General features: G+C 49.6%; 18 protein-coding genes, 1 tRNA gene and 5 pseudogenes. 19 read left to right on the plus strand and 5 right to left on the minus strand.

All coding sequences use genetic code 11. The features are described from left to right. Positions 1-85: 85 nt before the first annotated feature. The 9 genes and pseudogenes from M4I31_RS07280 to M4I31_RS07320 all read left to right on the plus strand — a co-directional run bounded on the left by M4I31_RS07280 (position 86) and on the right by M4I31_RS07320 (position 7,767). The gene (locus tag M4I31_RS07280) at positions 86-718 is read left to right on the plus strand and encodes a DNA-binding protein (RefSeq protein ID WP_085047793.1); all 633 of its coding nucleotides are present in this window, start codon (positions 86-88) and stop codon (positions 716-718) included. 1,006 nt (positions 719-1,724) lie between these two features. Then, positions 1,725-1,922 (plus strand): annotated as a pseudogene (locus M4I31_RS24090) (type VI secretion system contractile sheath small subunit); the annotation flags it as partial. Further along, a pseudogene (locus M4I31_RS24095) lies at positions 1,923-2,096 on the plus strand (type VI secretion system contractile sheath large subunit); the annotation flags it as partial. Positions 2,097-2,108: 12 nt separating this feature from the next. After that, positions 2,109-2,819: pseudogene (tssK, locus tag M4I31_RS07295) on the plus strand (type VI secretion system baseplate subunit TssK); the annotation flags it as partial. Then, positions 2,819-3,760: pseudogene (tssG, locus tag M4I31_RS07300) on the plus strand (type VI secretion system baseplate subunit TssG); the annotation flags it as partial. The pseudogenes tssK and tssG, both read left to right, overlap by 1 nt. Positions 3,761-3,795: 35 nt before the next feature. Then, the gene (gene tssJ, locus M4I31_RS07305; protein WP_085047796.1) at positions 3,796-4,320 is read left to right on the plus strand and encodes a type VI secretion system lipoprotein TssJ; all 525 of its coding nucleotides are present in this window, start codon (positions 3,796-3,798) and stop codon (positions 4,318-4,320) included. Between the two features lie 4 nt (positions 4,321-4,324). Beyond that, a pseudogene (locus tag M4I31_RS07310) lies at positions 4,325-4,810 on the plus strand (contractile injection system protein, VgrG/Pvc8 family); the annotation flags it as partial. A 175-nt stretch (positions 4,811-4,985) separates the two neighbouring features. After that, positions 4,986-5,258 carry an ogr/Delta-like zinc finger family protein gene (locus tag M4I31_RS07315; protein ID WP_023219962.1) on the plus strand — a complete coding sequence of 91 codons (273 nt, stop codon included), beginning with the start codon at positions 4,986-4,988 and terminating at the stop codon, positions 5,256-5,258. 634 nt (positions 5,259-5,892) lie between these two features. Then, the gene (locus M4I31_RS07320; RefSeq protein ID WP_085047798.1) at positions 5,893-7,767 is read left to right on the plus strand and encodes an ATP-dependent endonuclease; all 1,875 of its coding nucleotides are present in this window, start codon (positions 5,893-5,895) and stop codon (positions 7,765-7,767) included. Here the strand turns inward: M4I31_RS07320 and M4I31_RS07325 are convergent, their stop codons facing one another. From M4I31_RS07325 to M4I31_RS07335, 3 genes are all read right to left on the minus strand, one after another. After that, entirely contained in the window at positions 7,768-8,934 is a 1,167-nt protein-coding gene (locus M4I31_RS07325) for a tyrosine-type recombinase/integrase (RefSeq protein ID WP_085048251.1), read from the minus strand. Positions 8,935-9,094: 160 nt separating this feature from the next. Then, positions 9,095-9,169: transfer RNA gene (locus M4I31_RS07330), tRNA-Arg, on the minus strand. 75 nt (positions 9,170-9,244) lie between these two features. After that, the gene (locus tag M4I31_RS07335) at positions 9,245-10,177 is read right to left on the minus strand and encodes a formate/nitrite transporter family protein (protein WP_110498802.1); all 933 of its coding nucleotides are present in this window, start codon (positions 10,175-10,177) and stop codon (positions 9,245-9,247) included. A 297-nt stretch (positions 10,178-10,474) separates the two neighbouring features. Between M4I31_RS07335 and mlaA the strand changes: the two genes are divergently transcribed. Next, complete coding sequence (gene mlaA / locus M4I31_RS07340) at positions 10,475-11,230, plus strand: phospholipid-binding lipoprotein MlaA (protein ID WP_038642393.1); 756 nt, start codon at positions 10,475-10,477, stop codon at positions 11,228-11,230. A 63-nt stretch (positions 11,231-11,293) separates the two neighbouring features. Here the strand turns inward: mlaA and fadL are convergent, their stop codons facing one another. Then, positions 11,294-12,574, minus strand: a complete 1,281-nt coding sequence (gene fadL, locus M4I31_RS07345; protein ID WP_038642391.1) for a long-chain fatty acid transporter FadL — start codon at positions 12,572-12,574, stop codon at positions 11,294-11,296. 371 nt (positions 12,575-12,945) lie between these two features. Here fadL and M4I31_RS07350 point away from each other — a divergent pair, with 371 nt between their 5' ends. The 4 genes from M4I31_RS07350 (at position 12,946) to sixA (ending at position 17,559) form a co-directional block, all read left to right on the plus strand. After that, positions 12,946-13,230: a YfcZ/YiiS family protein gene (locus M4I31_RS07350; RefSeq protein ID WP_038642389.1), complete on the plus strand. Its 285-nt coding sequence runs from the start codon at positions 12,946-12,948 to the stop codon at positions 13,228-13,230. Positions 13,231-13,406: 176 nt separating this feature from the next. Then, positions 13,407-14,717, plus strand: coding sequence for an acetyl-CoA C-acyltransferase FadI (gene fadI, locus M4I31_RS07355; RefSeq protein WP_085047799.1), 1,311 nt, complete (start codon positions 13,407-13,409; stop codon positions 14,715-14,717). Beyond that, positions 14,717-16,864, plus strand: coding sequence for a fatty acid oxidation complex subunit alpha FadJ (fadJ, locus tag M4I31_RS07360; RefSeq protein WP_250856865.1), 2,148 nt, complete (start codon positions 14,717-14,719; stop codon positions 16,862-16,864). Before fadI ends, fadJ begins: the two co-directional genes overlap by 1 nt. Positions 16,865-17,073: 209 nt before the next feature. Then, on the plus strand, positions 17,074-17,559 hold the full coding sequence (gene sixA / locus M4I31_RS07365) for a phosphohistidine phosphatase SixA (RefSeq protein ID WP_038642383.1): 486 nt from the start codon (positions 17,074-17,076) through the stop codon (positions 17,557-17,559). 72 nt (positions 17,560-17,631) lie between these two features. On the opposite strand, the gene smrB is transcribed toward sixA, so the two are convergent. Further along, the gene (gene smrB / locus M4I31_RS07370) at positions 17,632-18,183 is read right to left on the minus strand and encodes an endonuclease SmrB (protein WP_006683613.1); all 552 of its coding nucleotides are present in this window, start codon (positions 18,181-18,183) and stop codon (positions 17,632-17,634) included. Between the two features lie 166 nt (positions 18,184-18,349). On the opposite strand from smrB, the gene prmB reads away from it, so the two are divergent. From prmB to M4I31_RS07395, 5 genes are read left to right on the plus strand one after another with little or no spacing between them, the layout of a single operon-like run. Beyond that, positions 18,350-19,282, plus strand: a complete 933-nt coding sequence (gene prmB, locus M4I31_RS07375; RefSeq protein ID WP_038642381.1) for a 50S ribosomal protein L3 N(5)-glutamine methyltransferase — start codon at positions 18,350-18,352, stop codon at positions 19,280-19,282. Between the two features lie 39 nt (positions 19,283-19,321). Further along, a complete protein-coding gene (gene aroC / locus M4I31_RS07380; protein ID WP_038642369.1) occupies positions 19,322-20,407 on the plus strand; it encodes a chorismate synthase in 1,086 nt (361 codons plus the stop codon). 3 nt (positions 20,408-20,410) lie between these two features. Continuing rightward, the gene (gene mepA / locus M4I31_RS07385; protein WP_038642368.1) at positions 20,411-21,235 is read left to right on the plus strand and encodes a penicillin-insensitive murein endopeptidase; all 825 of its coding nucleotides are present in this window, start codon (positions 20,411-20,413) and stop codon (positions 21,233-21,235) included. Continuing rightward, positions 21,235-22,044, plus strand: coding sequence for a sulfite exporter TauE/SafE family protein (locus M4I31_RS07390; RefSeq protein ID WP_038642367.1), 810 nt, complete (start codon positions 21,235-21,237; stop codon positions 22,042-22,044). The genes mepA and M4I31_RS07390 overlap by 1 nt, the downstream gene beginning before the upstream one ends. After that, entirely contained in the window at positions 22,044-22,592 is a 549-nt protein-coding gene (locus tag M4I31_RS07395; RefSeq protein ID WP_038642365.1) for an elongation factor P hydroxylase, read from the plus strand. The genes M4I31_RS07390 and M4I31_RS07395 overlap by 1 nt, the downstream gene beginning before the upstream one ends. The last annotated feature ends 29 nt before the right edge of the window (positions 22,593-22,621 follow it).

A 22,621-nucleotide genomic window follows, 5' to 3' on the forward strand; every position in this document is an offset into this window, starting at 1 on the left:
TGTTAGGTTGCCGGGCTTTCGGTAGTCGTCTGTCGCTGGTAAAGTGAGCAGCAAATACCGAAATGTGGCCAGAAGGGAATGCCGTGTGAGCGGACGTATTGATTATCAGACTGAAAAGTACAGCTTTACAGAGGCTGCTGAAAGTTCTCGTCTTACCGGCCAATGGGCTGACGTTATTGCTGAATGTCGGGAAATGAAGGCTGGACCGGAAGAGCGTCTGCGTATTGCCTTACTGAACGTGGACTATGTGACCAGCTTTGAGCTGCCTTTTCGGTTGTTATTACTTCGCACCCCGCAATTGATTGCCAGCGTGCGTGACGCGCTACAGCTTAGCCAGAAAAACGTCATCTTTAATGGTAAACGCTTTGGGTGTGTATATACCCTGAAAGCGAGCCTTGACGGTATACCGGATGAATTTCAGTATCGCCTGTCGCATCGTATCCGGCGCATAGATCCAGAAGGGTTGACCGAAGCCCCTTACCAGCAGATCGCAAAAGCGGTGAAATCTCCACGGGAACGCCTGAAGATGGCGCTCGAATCAGGACTTGATGTCACGGCGTTGGACGGGCTTTTCTGGTTTGGCAGCCAGCGTATAGCAGCTGACGTACTGAGGTTGAGAAAATCAGGGATGCGGGTAGCGACGGGCCAGATATTGGTGTCTGATAATCTCACTGCAACAATGAGGCCAGTACCGTTTTATCGCCTGGCTCAGGGCTGAGCTAAAGAGATATTTTCCTCCAACATTCAATGAGATAGTTAATCGCATCCTGGGGGGACAGCGCCCGGTCGATGTGGGACTGAATCATGGCATCGTTGCAGCAGATATGACAGCATTCAGCCAGCTTTCGGCAATATCACGGGCAGAATTCAGCAATGGCTCGCCGGTTGTGGCAGGGCACCAGGCCTGATTGACAACCTGACGACAAGCCAAGGGCGACAGTTTGGCCGGCAGCGTAAAAGGGGGATTCATTAATAACCGTTCTTGGCTTAATGGGAATTTATGGCATATGCTGGCAGAGGTATTTTGAAAAGCCAGATCATTTTCACACTTCAATTTTTAAAACTCGATCTGTTTCGGCGATTAATCAATGATTGCTGGAGTATATATCTATTTTATAAATACTTTAACGCATTCATAATTATTGTTGTGAAGAATTATTTTTCAATGGAGAATAAGTTCCTGGAATAAATAATTTGATTTTCTGGAAAATTGTTTAACATTTAAAATATACATAAAACCCACTCTGAATTCTCTGCTTGATGTACATGGTGGGTAATTAATAATTGTCAAAAGATATTGTTTATGTTGTTTGTATTTATGGGGTGAAGTTTGCGGATTGAATAATCATCAGATTGGCAAAACTTAATCGGAGCTGGGCGCTAAATTGTTACTTAACCGAAATAATTAATAACGGGAATTAAGTGGCGCGATGGCAGGTTGTATACGCTCAAATCCTTTATGGGCAATGGATCCGGAAAGAAATATTTGTTCATTTTCTGAAATGGAAAATAGCAGTGACGGGCTTTAATTGAAATTATTATTTACATTTGCATCGGGCGTGCAGACTTGTTAACGCCATCAACCGGCGTACGATTTTCATCGTAACCCTCTGTTTTATTCATCATTATTTATCGCTGTCAGGGCGGTGGAGTCGTTCTGTGGAAAGCCCCTGTGGCTTTCACTTCTTCTGCTGTCGTAGACACGTCAAATGAAGGAACATTGCATGTCCGGTTCTTACCAGGAAGAAATGCCCAAAGCTCGTATTAACTTATATTTAGCCCTGCACACCGGTGGGGCCCAGAAAAAAACCGATCTGCCGCTGAAACTGCTGACAGTTAGGGGCTTCTGTCATGGCCGGGAAAATCGTCCGTTGTCTGAACGCGAAAAGGTAAACATTTCGAAGAGCAATTTCGACAGCGTAGGCGACGATCTGCAGGCGTCCCATCCGTTTCGCGATACCAAAGTCATTGTTGAAGACATTGAGGACAAGCCGGGTTTCTTCCGTGTGAAACGCTTTGCAATCCCTCATTTCCAGGTCGATGACATGGACGTCAATCTGTCTGTGGCATCCCGGATGCCTAAAGCAAAAGCATAAGGCAGGACAGGGATGAAAATTTATCGTCCACTGTGGAACGAGGGGGCTTTGCTGTCCCCTCAGCAGTTCCAGCAGCAGGCTGAATGGGCATCTTTTCGCAGTGCCGGTGCATCAGCGCTAGCCACCCCGTTCCCTTGGGGCGTGGAAAAGATTGAGTTTAATGACAGTTTTCTTTCGTCCGGCCTGATCCAGATTACGCTGTTACGCCTCTGGCTGGAAGATGGTTCACTGATTGATGCGCAAAGGAGCGATCTGCTTCCCCCTCCTCGCGAGTTAGACCCGGATCTGTTGGCTGGTCTGGATGCGGTAACAGTCGTTATCGCACTCCCTCATTTGCAGCCCGGTGTTGTTAATGTTGAACAGGAAGGCATGACCGCTGACCGTCCGCTTCGTTACCGGGAGGAATGGGTAACTATACCGGATGTTTTTGGTTCTGAAGAAGAATCCATGGCAGTTGCCCGGTTTAATTTCACCATCCGGTTTGCCCATGAAAGTAATGAGGCCTGGAAAGTCTGCCCGGTAGCAAGACTGCTCCGGGATGGACAAAATGCGTGGCGACAGGATCCGTCTTTTATTCCTCCAGTGGCGTCATTCGGAGCAAGTCCGGTTCTTCGCGAACGTCTGGTGCTGCTCAATCGCCAGTTACGCTCCCGACGCCAGCGTCTGATGACCATGCGTCGTGAAAGCAACGAAAGACTTGCCGATTTTGCTGTCGCGGATGTCCGGGCGATGATCCGGTACGATTCAGACCCTGGCCTGGTATGGGTTTCCCGGTCAGTACCCTCAAAGCGGTGGAGACCGACGAAGACCATCCGACATTACCCCCAACGGTCCGCACGACATTTCTCGGGATGTATGGGGTGGACTCCCCTCTGCCGACGTCCTGGCTGGATGATATTGCGCAGCGCCGCGAAGGACACGAGGCTGTCACCTCATTTCTGGATATTTTCAGCCACCGCATCACCACGCAGTATTACCGGATCTGGCGAAAATACGCGTATCCGGCAACGTTCGAGGCGGGTGGTCGCGATGCCACATCACAGTGTCTGCTGGGGCTGGTGGGACTCGGTATACCAGGCACGGCGGAACAGGTGGCGACACCGGTTTCCCGTTTCCTGGCCCTTCTGGGCACCATGCGTTTGCCCACACGCAATGCCGAAGGTATCCAGGCCCTGGTAAGCCTGCTGGCACCGAATACCCGGGCATTCATCACCGAAACCGATCCGGTTAAGGTCCATATCGAAAATCGCAGTGGGCTGGGCACCGAAAACCGCGTCCGTCTTTCGCAGCGGGCCACGCTGGGTAAAACGGCAAAGGAATCATGTAGTCGTGTGCTGGTGACGCTGGAGACAGCGGACCCGGATGAGGCGGAAGGTTGGTTACCCGGAGGTGTCCTCCATACCGATTTGCTGGTCCTGCTGCGTGTCTATCTCGGCTACCGTAGCGACGCCCGACTGAGCCTCACCGTACCCGTGCGGTTGTTGCCTGAGCCGCGACTTGGCAAAGGCAGGCGTATCCAGTTGGGCCGTACCGGTTTGCTGGGCCTGAAAGCAGGCAAATTCAGCAATAGCCGGGAGAGTCTCACCGTCAGTCTGGGCTGCTATGAAGGGTTGCAATGTTCTGCGCTCCCGCCCGCTGAAGACGGACATTACCGCTTCGAATAATTACGTACTCCCTCTCTCACAAAAGGAACTTTTGAATGACAACAGTAACCCGCTGGCGGGCGCTGACACTTATTGCCTGTAGCCTGCTCGCTGGCTGCGGTCTGACGCAGACCGTCACGGACGGTACGGTCAGCATCACGAATTCCATCTTCTACAAGAAAATTAAAACGCTGCATCTGGATTTTACTCCGCGCACGGCCGTAAACGCCGATGGCGCACAGACGCCGCTGGCGACAATGGTGCGAGTCTATCAACTCAGGGATCGTAAAGCGGTTGAAGCCGCCGATTACCAGACGTTGCTGCGCCAGGCCGATACGGTACTTAAAGAGGATGTGCTGGCGGCGAAAGAGCTGCTGGTAATGCCCAAAGGCAGCGTGACGATCAATATGCCTATGGATGAAGACGCTCACTTCGTGGCGGTGGTAGGGCTGTTTAATCGACCGGATCAGAAGGAGAACCGCTGGCGCCTGGTGCTGACCTGTGACGAGCTCGACCCGGACACACCCCGTACGATTGAACTGGGTGATGGCTGGCTCAGCCTCGTGCCGGTAAAGGAGTGACGTGATGGATAACTGGCCAGCGCTATTTGACGGACAAAACCGCTATATCCTGATGATCAATGACAGCCCGGTAAAGCCGGATGTTCTGCGTTTTCGCGGCAGGGAAGCTCTGAGCGAGCCGTTTTCGTGGGAGATTGCATTCACCACACCGCAGGAGAACATTCCCCCGGAACAGGTACTGATGAAATATGCGACGTTGCTGATGCGTGGCGGTAAAAATGTCCATGGAATAGTGACCCACCTGGAATGGCTCTCCACCTCAGAAGACCAGTCTCACTACAGTCTCACACTCAGTTCCCGCCTGGCGTTGCTGTCGGAAACCCGGCAGTGTCGCCTGTTTCGGTTCCAGTCGGTACCGGAGGTGGTAGAACAGGTGCTTCGCGAACATGGGCTGGAAGGGGCCGATTTCGAGTTTCAGCTGGAACGAGGCTACCCGGATAGGCGTCTGATAACTCAATGGCGGGAAAGCGATTTGCAGTTCATCCAACAGAGGTAACAAAAAATGGTGTGTTACCACGCGTTACCTCTTGATTTTGCTAACTGGTAACAGATTAAATCCTTTTAAATCAATAGCGTTACACGTGTTACCAGTGTTACACGTTCAGAACAAGAGGTAGGGATCCAAATCCCTTCTTCTGGCGGGCAACAGTATAGGGCACAGAACGATGAAGATGATAAGAATGTACTGCCCCACATGTCAGGCAGTAGCGCGGATAGGTAAAACAAACAGGAAACACCCACAACTGTACGATGTGTACTGCTATTGCTCTAATGTGGAGTGCGGTCACTCGTTTGTGATGAATGTTGCTTTCTCCCATTCAGTTAGTCCAAGCGCGCTGAACGGGCAGGGGAGGGTTAAAGAGCTAATTGATGCCATTCCACCCGAGGAGCGGGAAAAGGCTTTAAAGTTGCTGCTGGCTGCGCAAAAGAATGGGTAAAGTATGCGTCGGGAATGGCCGATCCGTTCCCGGAACCTGAACACAGGATTTCAGTTTATACGGACATAAAATTATTATTTTTCAATTTGTTATGTTTTTCATGTTTCACAAACCTTCATAAAAGCATACACCTAAAATTAATTATCCATTTAATATCATAGAGTTGCGTATTCAGGCCATAGATACTACGGACAGTAAAACTGAAAAAAGCTGAATTTCTTTTCATTCTTTTCAGTTCCTGTATCGCAGAGCATCCCCAGAACGGGCGCGGGCTGGCAATATCGTTTGTAAAAAATCACAACTGAAAAATTTTAGTGATATGAAAACCGCAGGCGGGTGCGGTGTAGTGCGATTTTGGTCATTTTGATAATTTTTTGCTGAAAAGTGCAATACTTTGGACTTCTGTTAAGTCCTCTTGATTGCTATTTTGTTAGTGATGTTCATTTTATGAGCATGCAGCATTGTGATTGATTAGGTACAAAAATTGATAAATTGTGATGGATATCATTAATTTTTACTGATAATTAAAACAGTGTATGTAAAGCCAGGTTTAGATACTAGCTTTTTAAGTTGAATTAATGCCTCATTCTTTTTAAGATAATTCCTCTTTTGTTTTTCATAATAGGGAATTTTCATGAGACTCAAATCGCTAAAAGTAAAAAATTTTCGTGCTATAAATGGTGAGAGTAATGTTTTGCAGTTTGATAATAACAATATTGTTTTTTTGTTCGGTAAAAATAATATTGGGAAGTCGAGTATGTTGCATGCGTATAAATATTTTGCAGCCCCAACTCAAAAGGCATTAATTACAGATTTTCTTGATTACGATGAGGGCAATAACATTGTAATTGAAGCAGTATACATCAAAGAAGATTCAGATACCCAAAATTTTGCAGAGAAAGGTCTTGATAAATGGGTTAGTGTCAAGACTAATGAAATTAGGTTTAGGAAAACTTGGATAAAAAGGGATCAGGTGGCGAAAAAAGAAACCTTTAACCCTAGCGAAGAGGTTAATGGTTTTGTGGATAATGGTTTTGGAGGTTTGGAGCAAATACTGACTAATGCTACTCCGGTAATTATTTTTATAGAGGCCATCCCTAACATTAAAGAATTAACTGATTGGTTAGATAAACAGATAAAAAGTAATCTATTGGCAAAAATAAAAACATCTTATAATGAAGAATATGAAGAAGCAGCTAAGGCAGTAAAACGGTTACAAGGTAAAATAGAAAGTGCGAATTTTTTAGGTGAAATGAGCAATGCGGCAAATAAATATTTTTGCGAAACATTTCCTTCCTTGGAAATGAGGATTGCATCACTACCCTATAAAGAATCAGATATCGCTAAGATTTTCGAAAAAGATTTTAGCGTTACTATTGGACCTCGTTTAATTCAAGAGCAGGAGCAAGAGCAGGAGCAGGAGCAGGAGCAGGAGCAGGAGCAAGAACAAGAACAAGAACAAGAACAAGAACAAGAACAGACTGCTCTTACGGAAGAACAGGTAAAAGTAGCTGTTGAACAGGTTTCATTGATCAAAGAGCAGATAGCGGAAATTGAAACAAGGGGAAATGATGGTTACAGGTCTTTTGATCTACAAGGACATGCACTAATTAGACAGGCACTAGTTACCCTTTTAGGACTTTTTAAAAATACGGAGGATGGGAAAAAACATATTATTCTTTTTGAAGAGCCTGAGCTTTATTTGCATCCAAGCAATAAAAGAAAATTCAGAGAGACTCTATATAAACTTGCTAATGGGGATAATTATCAAGTAATCTGCGTTTCACACGATCCTCAATTGATTGATCTCAGTAAACCACATACATCTTTAGCAAGGTTTATTAAAGGTGATGATGGGAAGACTGAGATATATCAAACTGATGAGGACTTATTCGTTAAAGATGTTGAGACAAAAGATAGAGTTCAGATGCTTAACCGCTTTAATCCTCATCTTTGTGAGAGTTTCTTTTCTGATGAGGTTATTTTAGTCGAGGGTGATACTGAAGCAATTATAACGAGGCAGTTACTATTAGAGCATTTCCCAGAAAAAGAAATATTTGTAGTTAATACTGGATCAAAAAATAACATTCCTTTCTTTATTAATGTATTGAGCAATTTTAAGATAAAACAACATATCATTCATGATTCTGATGAACGTTACTTGTATGAGAAAGGAGTTGTTAAATATAATAATGATGGCGAAAAAACATCTAATAGTGCATGGACAATGAATGAAAAAATATGGGATGCAATGCAAATTGCGAGTGCAAGGAATGGCTGCGAAATCAATAGGTATGTTTCAATAAGGAATTTTGAGCATGCACATAATTATTCACACGATTCCAAAAAGGGCAAGCCGTTATCCGCCTTTGAATATGCGAAGACATTAGATATTAATGATGATTCCTTATCAATCGTCAACCAACTTAAAAAAATTGTCGGTGCGATAGAAAATGATGTTGTCTATGATCAGCAATATTTGGAAGACAAAGTTGTAGAGCCATTTTGATCATGAATAGACAATATCAGAGTAGTATTGGATCATAATCTGGCGCTGCTTAATATATTGCGCATGGTTGTAGGTACCTCGAATGGAGTTCTTATCAACATGCGCAAGTTGCATTTCAATCCAAGCGCTTTCAAAACCATGTTCATGCAAAATTGTACTCATGGTATGTCTGAAGCCGTGACCGGTTAACCGACCATGATAGCCCAGTAGTTTTATCACTTTGTTGATACTGGCTTCGCTCATTGGTTTTCTAACGTCGTTTCGTCCAGGGAAAACGAGGCTGTAATTCCCAGTTATTTCTTGCAGCTTTTTCAGGATGCTGATCGCCTGAGTAGATAACGGAACCAGATGGGGGCGGCGTTTCTTCATCCGTTCTTTGGGGATCTCCCATAAGGCATTATCTAAATCAAACTCAGCCCATTCCGCTGCACGTAGTTCAATTGTTCGCACGCCTGTTAGCATCAATAGCTGGGTGGCGTATTTGGTGACTAAACTGCCCTGATAGTTATCCAGAGCATTGACGAACTCGGGTAACTCGCTTTCAGTCAGGAACGGGAAGTGTTGAGTTTTAGGTTTGTTGAGTGCGATAGCTAAATCGGGTGCAAAATTATACTTTGCTCTACCTGTGGCAACAGCATAACGAAGCACTTCACCGCAGCGGCGGCGGATCTTGCTGGTTTGCTCTAGCGCACCTCTTTTCTCAATTTTTTGCAGGACGGTGAGCAGCTCTAGTGGTTCAATCTGCTCAATTGGGCGTTGTCCGATGAAAGGGAAAATATCCTTTTCCATGCAGTTGAGAACCTCTTTTGCATACCCCTCTGACCAGGTGGTTTTTTTTGATGAGTGCCATTCTCTGGCCACAGACTCAAAGCTGTTCTCATGCGCGAACTGTAAAGCTATTTTATTAGCTTTTCTGGCTTCACTTGGGTTGATCCCTTTAGCTAACATCGAACGCGCCTCATCACGTTTAGCACGTGCTTGTGCCAATGACACATCGCCATATACGCCGAAGGAGATCATCTTAGGTTTACCTGCAAAGCGATAGCGGAAACGCCAGCCTTTGCTGCCCGCGGTGTCGATGAGGAGTGATAGTCCCATACCATCGTTAAGTGTATAGGGTTTGTCCTTCGGTTTTGCTCGTTTTATTTGGATGTCAGATAGCAGCATGTGTATAGAAAAAAGATCGAACTCAGTTATACACAATGTTATACGCAAAAATGTATAGATTCCATTAGAAATAATGGCACTTTGCTGGACAAGTAAAAGGAGATGAGAACAGTAGAAACAGTGAGTTATGGAGTTAATTGGACTTAGTGAGAAGTGTTCATGGTGTCCCCTGCAGGAATCGAACCTGCAACTAGCCCTTAGGAGGGGCTCGTTATATCCATTTAACTAAGGGGACGAAGCGGCACGAGTATAGCGTTTTTTACCCTCAACGGTAAGTCTCAAGCCGCCTGACTGCTCAAACAGTCACCATTCAAGCCTGTTTTTTCTGGTTTTTCTGTTTCGATTCTTCGCGTTTTGCTTGCTGCCTGGCTTCTTCCTTGCGTTTGTTGCTCATATCATTACGGATCTGCGCGTGGCTCATCAGCGCAAAGATAAACGTACCGCCGCAGATATTTCCGGCGAGTGTCGGTAACGCAAAGGGCCAGAAGAAATCACTCCAGTGCAGCGTACCATTAAAGACCAGATAGAGAATTTCCACCGAGCCGACGACGATATGCGTGGTATCGCCCAGCGCAATCAACCAGGTCATCAGAATAATGACCACAATCTTCGCCGCACCGGCCGCAGGGAACATCCAGACCATTGTAGCAATCAGCCAGCCAGAAATAATCGCGTTAGAAAACATCTCTGTTGGGCTGTTTTTCATCACGTCCATACCGATTTTGACAAAGGCGTCGCGGGTCTCTTCATCAAAAATCGGCATATATTCAAAGGCCCACGCCGCAATGCCGGTACCGATAATATTACCCAGTAAAACCACCCCCCACAGGCGCATTAGCAGACCAAAATTGCCGAGGGTAGGGTTTTGCATAACCGGTAGTACGGCAGTGACGGTATTTTCGGTAAAAAGCTGTTGGCGGGCCATGATGACGATGATAAATCCGAAGGTATAACCAAGGTTCTCGAGTAGAAATCCACCTGGCACGCTTTCTAACTGCACGTGGAAAATCCCTTTTGCCAGTAACGAGGCGCCCATCGACAGCCCGGCAGCGATGGCCGACCACAGCAGCGCCATCGCATCGCGTTCCATCTCTTTCTCCCCATCCTGGCGGATATGTTCATGAATCGCCATGGCGCGCGAGGGGAGTCTGTCCTCATCGACCTCTATCTTTTTACCTTCTAACTTTTCATCACTTTCGACCTGGATTTCGTCGCTGTGCCGATCAATTTTTTCTTTCTCAATATCATTCATAGCCGAATCCTGCATAAGCACGTATTGCTAAAGCGTAGCGGTTTTTATCCGAAAATCAGCGGGAGAAAGTCTGAGATAGCAAAAATGGTAACGTTTGTTTTTATCGGGTTAGCTAAAATAGAACCGCCGCGTAGTGTGCATAACCAGGCTATGATCAAATCAGTAAGACCGGGTATATAGACATCGTTTGACGTGCTGTTACAATCGCTCACATCTTAACAGGCGGATACGTCATCGTTCCGTCATGGATGGCAATCAGCGATAGCCATATTACACAGGGAGACACTTATGAAGCTTCGCCTGTCGGCGCTTGCGCTGGGAACCACACTTTTGGTGGGGTGTGCGAGCTCCGGTACTGAACAGCAGGGGCGTTCGGATCCATTTGAAGGGTTCAACCGCACAATGTACAACTTTAACTTTAATGTGTTAGATCCCTATGTTGTTCGACCGGTAGCAGTAGCCTGGCGTGATTATGTCCCGCAGCCGGCGCGTAATGGTTTGAGCAACTTTACGGGCAACCTTGAAGAGCCGGCCGTCATGGTCAACTATTTCCTGCAAGGCGATCCTTATCAGGGGATGGTGCATTTTACCCGTTTCTTCCTGAACACCTTGTTGGGTATGGGCGGCTTTATCGATGTGGCGGGTATGGCGAATCCGAAGCTACAGCGCGTTGAACCACACCGCTTTGGCAGTACGTTAGGCCACTATGACGTGGGTTACGGACCATATATGCAGCTTCCGTTCTACGGTAGCTTCACGCTGCGCGATGATGGTGGCGATATGGTGGATACGCTGTATCCGGTACTGTCCTGGCTGACCTGGCCGTTGTCGATAGGTAAATGGACAGTCGAAGGGATTGAAACCCGCGCACAGCTGCTTGATTCCGACGGTCTGCTGCGTCAGTCTTCCGACCCTTACATCATGGTACGTGAAGCCTACTTCCAGCGTCATGACTTCATCGCGAACGGCGGGAAACTTAAACCAGAAGAAAACCCGAACGCGAAAGCCATTCAGGATGATTTAAAAGATATTGATTCCGAGTAAGGAATTGAGGCAAATAAAAAGGTGAGCTAAAAAAAGCTCACCTTTTTTAATGTCTGCAGAAAATCAGAATGCGTAGTTGAAGTTGGTACCGAACAGCCAGGCTTTACCTTCAGAGTCGAAAGTATACGGGCCTTCTTTGACGGTCACTTTCTGACCGTGCATATAAGAAACACCAACATCAATAGATGCGTCATCATTGAATGCGTAAGTCGTACCCGCGCTCAGCCACAGGCGGTCCTGGTCTGGAATGGAGATGGAACGCTTGCTTGCAGGAACCGGGCTGTCGTCATAGGCGATACCGGTACGGAAGGTCCAGCTTTTATCCATATAGTAGGTCGTGCCCAGCGCGATGCGGTAAGAATCCTTAAAGCCTTCTTCTTTATAGAACAGTGTCTGGCCGTTGGTGCCGGTTGCTTTCAGCTCCTGGAACTGGCTCCAACTGGTATAAGCCATGCTGTAGTGAATAGCCCATTGCGGAGCGATGCGGTTATAGCCCGACAGTTCCCACATTTCCGGCAGGTTCAGCGTCAAAGAACCCGGGACGGTGGCATTGGTTGTGCCCCATGGGAACGCGGTGCCTGCGCCAGGTAACGCATTGGCCTGGGAACGAATGCCGCTTTTGTAATCACCATCGAAGTCGATTTTAACTTCAGAGCGGTAGGTCAAGCCGTAACGGTTATTTTTATCCAGCTCGTACAAAATACCGGCGTTCCAGCCGTAGCCCCATTCGTCACCCTTCAGGCTGGCGATCTTCTGGCTTACTTTCGGCAGTGCGGCGGTCTGCTCACCGGAATAACGCTCAATTTTTGCATCGGCGTAAACGGCATTAAAACCAACACCAAAGCTCCAGCTGTCATTCAGACGGTAGGCACCGCTCAGGTTAAGGTTGACCGTTTTAAGATCAGTCTTCCCACCGTACTCACCGACGATATAGCTGTCATTAAACTCGGTTGCCAGACCATAGTTTGAGGTGACAGAAGCCCCCCAACCAAACTGCTCGTTGATAGGCATCACGAAGTGAGCGTTGGGAACCCACGCTGTAGGGGCGATGTTATCTGCGTCGGTGCTACGTCCGGTGAATGGCGATTTACCGGAAATATTAACGTCTGGATCGATATACACCGCGCCCGCAGAAAAAGTGGGGCGATCGAACATCATAATCAGTGCCGGGTTACGACTGGCGTTACCTGCATCATCTGCAATAGCGCCTTCACCCGAATATGCCCGGCCAAGGCCAGAGGAAGAAAATTCGTTTAACTGAAAGCCTGCAGACCAGGCCTGTGTGGAGATAATTGCCACTGCGACTGCGAGAGCAGACTTTGTAAACAGGGTTTTCTGGCTCATGACCATAACCTCATAGATTTATTTTTATACAAACAATGTTACATACCGTAACAGGAGCGCGAAGTGTAGGGTCTGAGGTACGACATAGAAATCAGACCAGTGCCGAGAGTATAGGTCTGACCAGCTGAAATGTTGCAAGTATGTTTATAAATATTTTCAATTCTGATCTCGGAAACGCGATCCAGCTGGCAAAATTGCGGGTATGCGCACTCACCTGTTTGGGTGATTTTTGTTTTAGATCATTTTTAAGTGTGATTTCGGTCACTTATCGCATTTCATACAATTAACGACTGGAGAGGCGAAAGAGGGGAGCGTAAAATATCCCTATCGTTTATCTGGCACCTCAGGTGCGAATACAGAGGAAATCTACAATGAGTAAATGCAGTGCTGATGAAACCCCGGTTTGCTGCTGTATGGATGTTGGCACCATCATGGACAACTCCGATTGCACCGCGTCATACAGCCGTGTGTTCGCGAATCGCGCAGAGGCAGAAGAAACGCTGGCCGCTCTGACTGAAAAGGCGCGTGGCGTGGAATCTGAGCCTTGCCAAATCACCTCTACCTTTACCGAAGAATCAGATGGTGTGCGTCTGGATATTGACTTTGTTTTTGCTTGTGAAGCTGAAACGCTGATTTTCCAGTTGGGCCTGCGTTAATCCCTTCTCTTTATACCCTTGCTGCCTGGTAGCAAGGGTATTTTCGTAACAGTCAGTGATTATTCACTGTGTCTTAGCTCCCACTTTCTTTTCTCTCCGCTTGGCTAAATGTAAAAAATTGGTTAAGACTGTGATCAGGTCAGACCACTTATTTTTATTTTTTACAGGGGAGTGTTATGAGTCAGGCTTTACCGCTGGTTACCCGCCAGGGCGATCGCATCGCCATTGTAAGCGGATTGCGTACGCCATTTGCCCGTCAGGCAACCGCATTTCATGGCATTCCCGCCGTAGATTTGGGGAAAATGGTTGTTGGTGAACTGCTGGCGCGTAGCGAAATACCCGCTGATGTGATCGAGCAACTGGTCTTTGGCCAGGTGGTACAAATGCCTGAAGCCCCCAATATTGCTCGTGAAATCGTACTCGGAACCGGTATGAATGTGCACACGGATGCCTACAGCGTAAGCCGAGCCTGCGCTACCAGTTTCCAGGCAGTAGCGAATGTCGCGGAAAGCCTGATGGCGGGGACAATTCGCGCCGGAATTGCCGGCGGGGCGGACTCGTCGTCTGTCCTGCCGATTGGCGTCAGCAAAAAGCTGGCGCGCGTGCTGGTGGATGTCAATAAAGCCCGCACAACAGGGCAACGCCTGAAACTGTTTTCCCGGCTGCGTTTACGTGACCTGATGCCTGTACCCCCCGCTGTCGCTGAATATTCCACCGGCTTGCGCATGGGGGATACGGCCGAGCAAATGGCGAAAACCTATGGCATTACGCGCGAGCAGCAGGACGCCCTGGCGCATCGTTCTCACCAACGTGCCGCTCAGGCATGGGCTGAAGGAAAGCTCGCCGATGAGGTGATGACCACCTACGCGCCACCATTTAAAGATCCTCTTTCCGAAGATAACAATATTCGCGGCAACTCTACGCTGGCCGATTACGCCAAACTGCGTCCGGCGTTTGACCGAAAGCACGGCACCGTCACTGCGGCGAACAGTACCCCGCTGACGGACGGCGCAGCCGCCGTGATATTGATGACGGAGTCGCGTGCGAAAGAGCTGGGACTGGTGCCGCTGGGGTATTTACGCAGCTATGCTTTCACCGCAATTGATGTCTGGCAGGACATGCTGCTGGGACCGGCGTGGTCAACACCGCTTGCGCTGGATCGAGCTGGACTGACGATGACGGATTTAACCTTGATCGATATGCATGAAGCCTTTGCCGCACAAACGCTGGCGAATCTTCAGTTGCTGGGCAGCGAACGTTTTGCCCGCGAAGTGTTGGGTAGGGCACATGCCACTGGCGAGGTTGATGACAGTAAATTTAACGTGCTGGGTGGGTCTATTGCCTATGGACATCCTTTTGCTGCTACCGGTGCGCGAATGATCACGCAAACCCTCAATGAATTACGCCGGCGTGGCGGCGGCTTTGGTTTAGTCACCGCCTGTGCGGCAGGTGGTTTGGGGGCGGCAATGGTTCTGGAGGCGGAATAATGGAAATGACATCGGCTTTTACGCTAAACGTGCGTCTGGATAACATTGCTGTTGTCACTATTGATGTGCCCGGAGAGAAAATGAATACCCTGAAAGCGGAGTTTGCTTCTCAGGTTCGGGCCATCCTGAAACAAATTCGCGACAACAAAGCGCTGCGCGGTGTGGTGTTCATTTCAGCGAAACCCGATAATTTTATCGCCGGAGCAGATATCAACATGATTGGTAGCTGCCGCAGCGCGCAGAAAGCCGAAACGCTGGCCCGCCAGGGGCAGCAGATTATGGCGGAAATCCATGCGTTGCCGATCCCGGTTATCGCCGCGATTCATGGCGCATGTCTGGGTGGTGGCCTGGAGATGGCGCTGGCCTGCCATAACCGTATTTGTACCGATGATGCTAAAACCGTACTGGGTTTGCCGGAAGTCCAGCTTGGTCTGTTGCCCGGCTCCGGCGGCACGCAACGCTTGCCACGCCTTATTGGCGTCAGTACTGCGCTGGATATGATCCTCACAGGGAAACAATTGCGCGCAAAACAGGCGCTTAAAGTGGGGCTGGTGGATGAAGTCGTGCCGCAGTCCATATTGCTGGAAGCTGCCGTTGAACTGGCTAAAAAAGACAGTTCCTCACATCGGAGTCTGCCCGTACGTGAGCGGGTATTAGCGGGGCCGCTGGGGCGAGCGCTGCTATTCCGTATGGCCAGTAAAAAGACGGCGCAAAAAACGCAGGGAAATTATCCCGCGACGGAACGTATCCTTGAGGTCATTGAAACCGGCCTTGCCCAGGGAAGCAGTAGCGGTTATGACGCAGAAGCCCGCGCATTTGGGGAATTGGCGATGACACCCCAGTCTCAGGCGCTGCGACACATCTTTTTTGCCAATACCGACGTGAAAAAGGATCCAGGTAGTGATGCAAATCCCGGTCCGCTAAACAGTGTCGGCATTCTGGGTGGCGGTCTGATGGGCGGAGGTATCGCCTATGTGACGGCCTGTAAAGGTGGCTTGCCAGTACGTATCAAGGATATTACTGCTAAGGGAATCAACCACGCGCTGAAGTACAGTTGGGATCAGCTTGAAACGAAAGTTCGTCGCCGTCATATCAAAGCCAGCGAGCGCGATAAACAGCTGGCGTTAATTTCTGGATCTACCGATTATCGCGGTTTTGCGCATCGCGATCTGGTTATTGAAGCCGTGTTCGAAGATCTGGCGTTAAAACAACAGATGGTGGCAGAAGTTGAACAAAATTGCGCACCTCACACTATTTTTGCTTCCAACACCTCATCTTTACCAATTAGTGATATTGCGGCTAAGGCTGCCAGACCTGAACAAGTGATTGGTTTGCACTTTTTTAGCCCGGTGGAAAAAATGCCGCTGGTTGAGGTCATTCCGCATGCAAAGACCTCTGAGCAAACTATTGCAACAACCGTCAAGTTGGCGAAAAAACAGGGTAAAACACCGATAGTCGTCAGAGATAAGGCCGGATTTTACGTTAACCGCATTTTAGCGCCTTACATCAATGAAGCTATACGCCTGTTAACCGAAGGCGAGCGGGTTGAAGCCATTGACGCCGCGCTGGTTAAGTTTGGTTTTCCGGTTGGGCCAATCCAACTTTTGGATGAGGTCGGAATTGATACGGGCACTAAAATTATACCTGTGCTTGAAGCGGCGTATGGAGAACGTTTTAGCGCGCCTGCAAATGTTGTTGCTTCAATTTTGAATGACGATCGCAAAGGTAGAAAAAATGGTCGCGGTTTCTATCTTTATGGCGCGAAAGGGCGTAAAAGCAAAAAACAGGTCGACCCTGCAATTTATACGCTTATTGGCGCTCAGGGCCAGGCTCGACTCACCGCCACGCAAATTGCTGAGCGGTGTGTCATGTTAATGCTCAATGAAGCAGCTCGCTGTTTCGACGAGAAGGTCGTCCGCAGCGCCCGTGATGGCGATATCGGCGCTGTATTTGGTATTGGTTTTCCGCCATTCCTCGGCGGCCCGTTCCGGTATATGGATTCCCTCGGCGCGGGTGAAGTAGTTGCGGTTCTGCAACGGCTATCAACACAATATGGCTCGCGGTTTACGCCGTGTGAGCAGTTATTGCTGATGGCGGAACGCGGTGAAAGATTCTGGAATAGTAGGGAAACTGACCTGAATTCATGAGGTCAAAGGTAGGATGAATCCGCACTGAATGTATGGCTCATGCTCAAAATGTAAACAGAGATTGACTATACTTACGCCGTTGAGGTAAAAAACAGCGTTTCATTCGGTGAATGGATAAGGCACAATGCCGGCCACCATATCGTTACCACGGTCAATAGGGGCCGTGATTAACTGGTGTTGGTGATTCTGGTTAACAAAAGCGGTGCAATATGCAAGTTTTTATCATGCGTCACGGCGACGCGGCCCTCGATGCCGCCAGTGATTCGGTTCGTCCTTTAACCTCTTGTGGTTGTGACGAATCTCGCCTGATGGCGAACTGGCTGAAAGGTCAAAAAGTGGATATCGAACGTGTTCTGGTGAGCCCGTTCCTGCGAGCCGAACAAACGCTGGATGTGGTGGGGGAATGCATGAACCTGCCAAGCGGCGTGGATGTTTTGCCGGAGCTGACTCCCTGCGGCGATGTTGGTCTGGTCAGCGCCTATTTACAGGCTCTGGCCAATGAAGGTATCACCACGGCGCTGGTGATTTCTCACTTACCTTTAGTGGGGTACCTGGTGTCTGAGCTTTGCCCAGGCGAAACTCCGCCGATGTTTACCACGTCAGCGATTGCCAGCGTTACGCTTGATGAAAGCGGAAAAGGGGTTTTCAACTGGCAGATGAGCCCGTGTAATCTCAAAATGGCGAAAGCGATATAAGTGCCGGATAAGGCACAACCGCCATCCGGAAAATAAAAGAGCCGCAAACGCGGCTCTTTCTGTTTTTCTGCATCACGGAAGTTCTGGCGGCAGCCACTCTTCCACTTCAATCAGCACCAGCAGTGCGGCGTCGCCACCATACTCTTTTGGTGCCTGATGAAAGGCCATCACGTGCGGATGCTGTGCCAGCCAGAGAGGCGTTTGCTGTTTAAGAATATGCTTTCCGTGGCCATGCATAACGCAGGCGCAAAACACATGCTCACGACGACAGGCGGCGATCAGCGCGCCTAATTCCTGTTTGGCCTGTTGCTGGGTCAGTCCATGCAAATCAAGAAACAGCTCCGGGGAGTAGTCGCCACGGCGCATTTTCTTGAGTTCGAAATGGCTGACGTCGGCACGTAGATATCTTACCGGGCCGTCTGTGTTCAGCAACGGCTGAAATTCGTCAGAAAAATAGTGGCTGGCATCAGCCTGTTCCTGCAACAGCCTTTTAACCGGAACCTCGGTGATTTTTTTACGTAGCGGTCGGTGAACAATAGTGTCTTGCTTAATTTTACGCGTGCCGGTCATCAGCTGGCGAAACAGCGTCTGATCCTCCTCGCTGAGCGATGTTTTCTTTTTCATTCGAGCGTCTCATCTTTTATTTTCCGTTAGTTTAACCCGACTCGACGGGCATCCGATCGCTTAAAACGCAATTTTCGCGTTCAGGCCCGGTGTGGATGCTGATTTATCGCCGTCTTCGTGGCAAACTAGCCGCCGAAATTAATACGAGCATGCCCTGGAGGAATACGTGGATAAAATTTTCGTCGATGAAGCAGTGAGTGAACTGCATACCATTCAGGACATGTTGCGTTGGGCGGTCAGCCGTTTTAGCGCGGCGAATATCTGGTATGGCCATGGCACGGATAACCCATGGGACGAGGCCGTACAGCTGGTGCTGCCGTCGCTCTATTTGCCGCTGGATATACCTGAAGATATGCGCACCGCGCGTCTGACCTCCAGCGAGCGCCATCGTATTGTTGAACGCGTGATTCGCCGCGTCAACGAGCGTATCCCGGTTGCTTATCTGACCAATAAAGCCTGGTTCTGCGGGCATGAGTTTTATGTTGATGAACGCGTGCTGGTTCCACGCTCACCGATTGGCGAACTGATCAATAATCGTTTTGCGGGCCTCATCAATGAGCAGCCGCAGCATATCCTCGATATGTGTACCGGCAGCGGCTGCATCGCTATTGCCTGCGCGTATGCTTTCCCGGAAGCCGAAGTGGATGCGGTGGATATTTCCACTGACGCGCTGGCGGTGACTGAGCACAATATTGAAGAACATGGTCTGATCCATCACGTGACGCCGATCCGCTCCGATCTGTTCCGCGATCTGCTGAAAGTGCAGTATGACCTGATTGTGACCAACCCGCCGTATGTCGATGCGGAAGATATGTCCGATCTGCCAAACGAATATCGTCATGAACCTGAGCTGGGTCTGGCGTCCGGTAGCGATGGGCTGAAACTGACTCGCCGCATTCTGGGGAACGCTCCAGATTACCTGGCAGATAACGGTATTCTGATTTGTGAAGTCGGAAACAGCATGGTACATCTGATAGAGCAATACCCGGATGTACCGTTTACCTGGCTGGAGTTTGACAACGGCGGTGACGGTGTATTCATGCTGACCAAAGAACAGTTAGTTGCTGCTCGCGAGCACTTCAGCATTTATAAAGACTAAATACACGCGCACAAACACAACACTCATAACGGAGCCGTGATGGCAGGAAACACAATTGGGCAACTCTTTCGCGTAACCACATTCGGCGAATCACACGGGCTGGCGCTCGGTTGTATTGTCGATGGTGTTCCGCCGGGCATTTCTCTGACAGAAGCTGACCTGCAGCACGATCTCGACAGACGTCGCCCAGGTACGTCGCGTTACACTACGCAGCGCCGTGAACCGGATCAGGTGAAAATCCTCTCTGGTGTGTTCGAAGGCGTGACCACCGGTACCAGCATTGGTCTGCTGATCGAAAATACCGATCAGCGTTCACAGGATTACAGCGCGATTAAGGATGTTTTTCGTCCTGGTCACGCCGACTATACCTATGAGCAAAAATACGGTCTGCGCGACTATCGTGGCGGTGGACGCTCATCCGCACGTGAAACAGCAATGCGCGTGGCGGCCGGGGCTATTGCCAAAAAATATCTGGCGGAAAAATTCGGCGTTGAAATTCGCGGCTGTCTGACGCAGATGGGCGATATCCCGCTGGAGATTAAAGACTGGTCTCAGGTAGAGCTTAACCCGTTCTTTTGCCCGGACCCGGATAAAATCGAGGCGCTCGATGAACTGATGCGCGGCCTGAAAAAAGAGGGCGACTCCATCGGAGCAAAGGTCAGCGTGGTGGCAAGCGGCGTACCTGCGGGTCTCGGTGAACCTGTATTTGACCGCCTGGATGCCGACATTGCCCATGCGCTGATGAGCATTAACGCCGTTAAGGGCGTAGAGATTGGCGACGGGTTTGACGTTGTCGCGCTGCGCGGCAGCCAAAACCGTGATGAAATCACCAAAGACGGTTTCCAGAGTAACCATGCGGGCGGCATTCTGGGCGGGATCAGCAGCGGGCAGCAAATTGTTGCACATATGGCGCTGAAACCGACGTCCAGTATTACCGTTCCTGGACGCACGATTAACCGCTTTGGCGAAGAAGTCGACATGATCACCAAAGGACGCCACGATCCGTGCGTTGGGATCCGCGCCGTGCCGATCGCAGAGGCTATGCTGGCGATCGTATTAATGGATCACCTGCTGCGTCAGCGGGCGCAAAACGCGGACGTGAAGACTGACATTCCACGCTGGTAATACATGAAAAAAACGGCACTTGCGGCGTTAGCTCTTTTTGCCAGCACCGCCTGCCTGGCGGCGACGCCCTGGCAGAAAATTACCCATCCGGTGGCGGGCAGCCCGCAGTCTATCGGCGCATTCGCCAATGGCTGTATTGTTGGCGCTGAGACGCTGCCTGTACAGTCTGAACACTATCAGGTGATGCGCACCGATCAGCGACGTTATTTTGGTCATCCGGATCTGGTGATGTTTATCCAGCGTCTGAGTAATCAGGCGAATAATCTGGGGCTGGGCACGGTGTTAATCGGCGATATGGGTATGCCGGCCGGTGGGCGGTTCAATGGCGGTCACGCCAGCCACCAGACGGGACTGGATGTCGATATTTTCCTGCAGTTGCCGAAAACGCGCTGGACCCAGTCACAACTGCTGCGTCCTCAGGCGTTAGATCTGGTCTCACGGGATGGCAAACATGTCGTGCCGTCGCTGTGGAAGCCGGAGATTTTCAGCCTGATTAGGCTGGCGGCAAAAGATAATGAAGTCACGCGCATTTTTGTGAATCCGGCGATTAAGCAGCAGCTGTGTCTGGATGCAGGGACTGACAGGGACTGGTTGCGTAAAGTGCGACCGTGGTTCCAGCATCGTGCGCATATGCACGTACGATTACGTTGTCCTGCTGACAGCCTTGAGTGCGAAGATCAACCGTTGCCTCCTCCAGGCGATGGCTGTGGCGCAGAGCTGCAAAGCTGGTTCGAACCTCCTAAACCTGGAACCACCAAGCCTGAGAAGAAGACACCGCCGCCGTTGCCGCCTTCCTGCCAGGCGCTACTGGATGAGCATGTACTCTAATGGATCATTTTGTCTCTCTGTTTATGGTGTCGCCACTGCTGTTAGGTGTGCTTTTTTTTGTGGCAATGCTGGCAGGTTTTATTGACTCTCTGGCCGGAGGCGGCGGTTTACTCACCATCCCGGCATTGATGGCGGCCGGAATGCCGCCCGCGCAAGCGTTGGCCACCAATAAGCTACAGGCCTGCGGGGGATCCATCTCTTCCTCGATCTATTTTATTCGCCGGGGCGTGGTGAATCTGGCGGATCAGAAGCTCAACATCTTCATGACTTTTGTCGGTTCCATGAGCGGCGCGTTGTTGGTCCAGCATGTGCAGTCCGACATATTACGCCAGATCCTGCCGGTGCTGGTTATCTGTATTGGCCTCTACTTTCTGTTGATGCCCAGAGTGGGCGAAGAAGACCGGCAGCGTCGGCTGCACGGTTTGCCTTTCGCGCTGGTGGCCGGGGGCTGCGTTGGGTTTTACGATGGCTTTTTTGGCCCGGCGGCGGGATCGTTCTACGCGCTGGCTTTTGTCATGCTGTGCGGCTATAACCTGGCAAAATCGACGGCCCACGCCAAAGTATTAAATGCCACCTCGAATATCGGTGGACTGTTGCTGTTTGCCCTCGGCGGCAAAGTGATTTGGGCGACCGGGTTTGTGATGCTCATTGGCCAGTTCATTGGCGCACGGATGGGATCGCGACTGGTGCTCAGCAAAGGACAAAAACTCATTCGGCCAATGATCGTCATTGTCTCCGCCGTGATGAGCGCCAAGCTACTTTACGATAATCATGGACAGGAGATTCTCCACTGGCTGGGGATGAACTAATGAATAACACCCATCACTACGAACAGTTAATTGAGATTTTTAACGGCTGCTTTGCCGATGAATTTAATACCCGTCTGATTAAAGGCGATGACGAACCGATCTATCTTCCTGCTGATGCGGAAGTACCGTATCACCGTATCGTTTTTGCGCATGGTTATTACGCCAGCGCCTTACATGAAATTTCGCACTGGTGTATTGCGGGTAAAGCGCGTCGTGAACTGGTTGACTTTGGTTACTGGTACTGCCCGGACGGACGCGACGCGAACACGCAATGCCAGTTTGAAGATGTGGAAGTGAAGCCGCAGGCGTTTGACTGGCTGTTCTGCATGGCGGCGGGTTATCCGTTTAACGTCAGTTGCGACAATCTGAACGGCGACTTTGAACCGGATCGCGTGGTATTCCAGCGTCGTGTTCATGCCCAGGTGATGGAATATCTGGAAAAGGGGATCCCGGAGCGTCCAGCGCGCTTTATTAACGCGTTACAGAATTATTATCACACGCCTGAACTTAAGGCGGAACAATTCCCGTGGCCCGAAGCGCTCAACTGAAGCCGCCGCCACGTTTACAATGAGGAAAG

Source organism: Citrobacter sp. XT1-2-2 (assembly GCF_023516235.1).
GTDB classification, from domain to species: Bacteria; Pseudomonadota; Gammaproteobacteria; order Enterobacterales; family Enterobacteriaceae; genus Citrobacter; species Citrobacter werkmanii.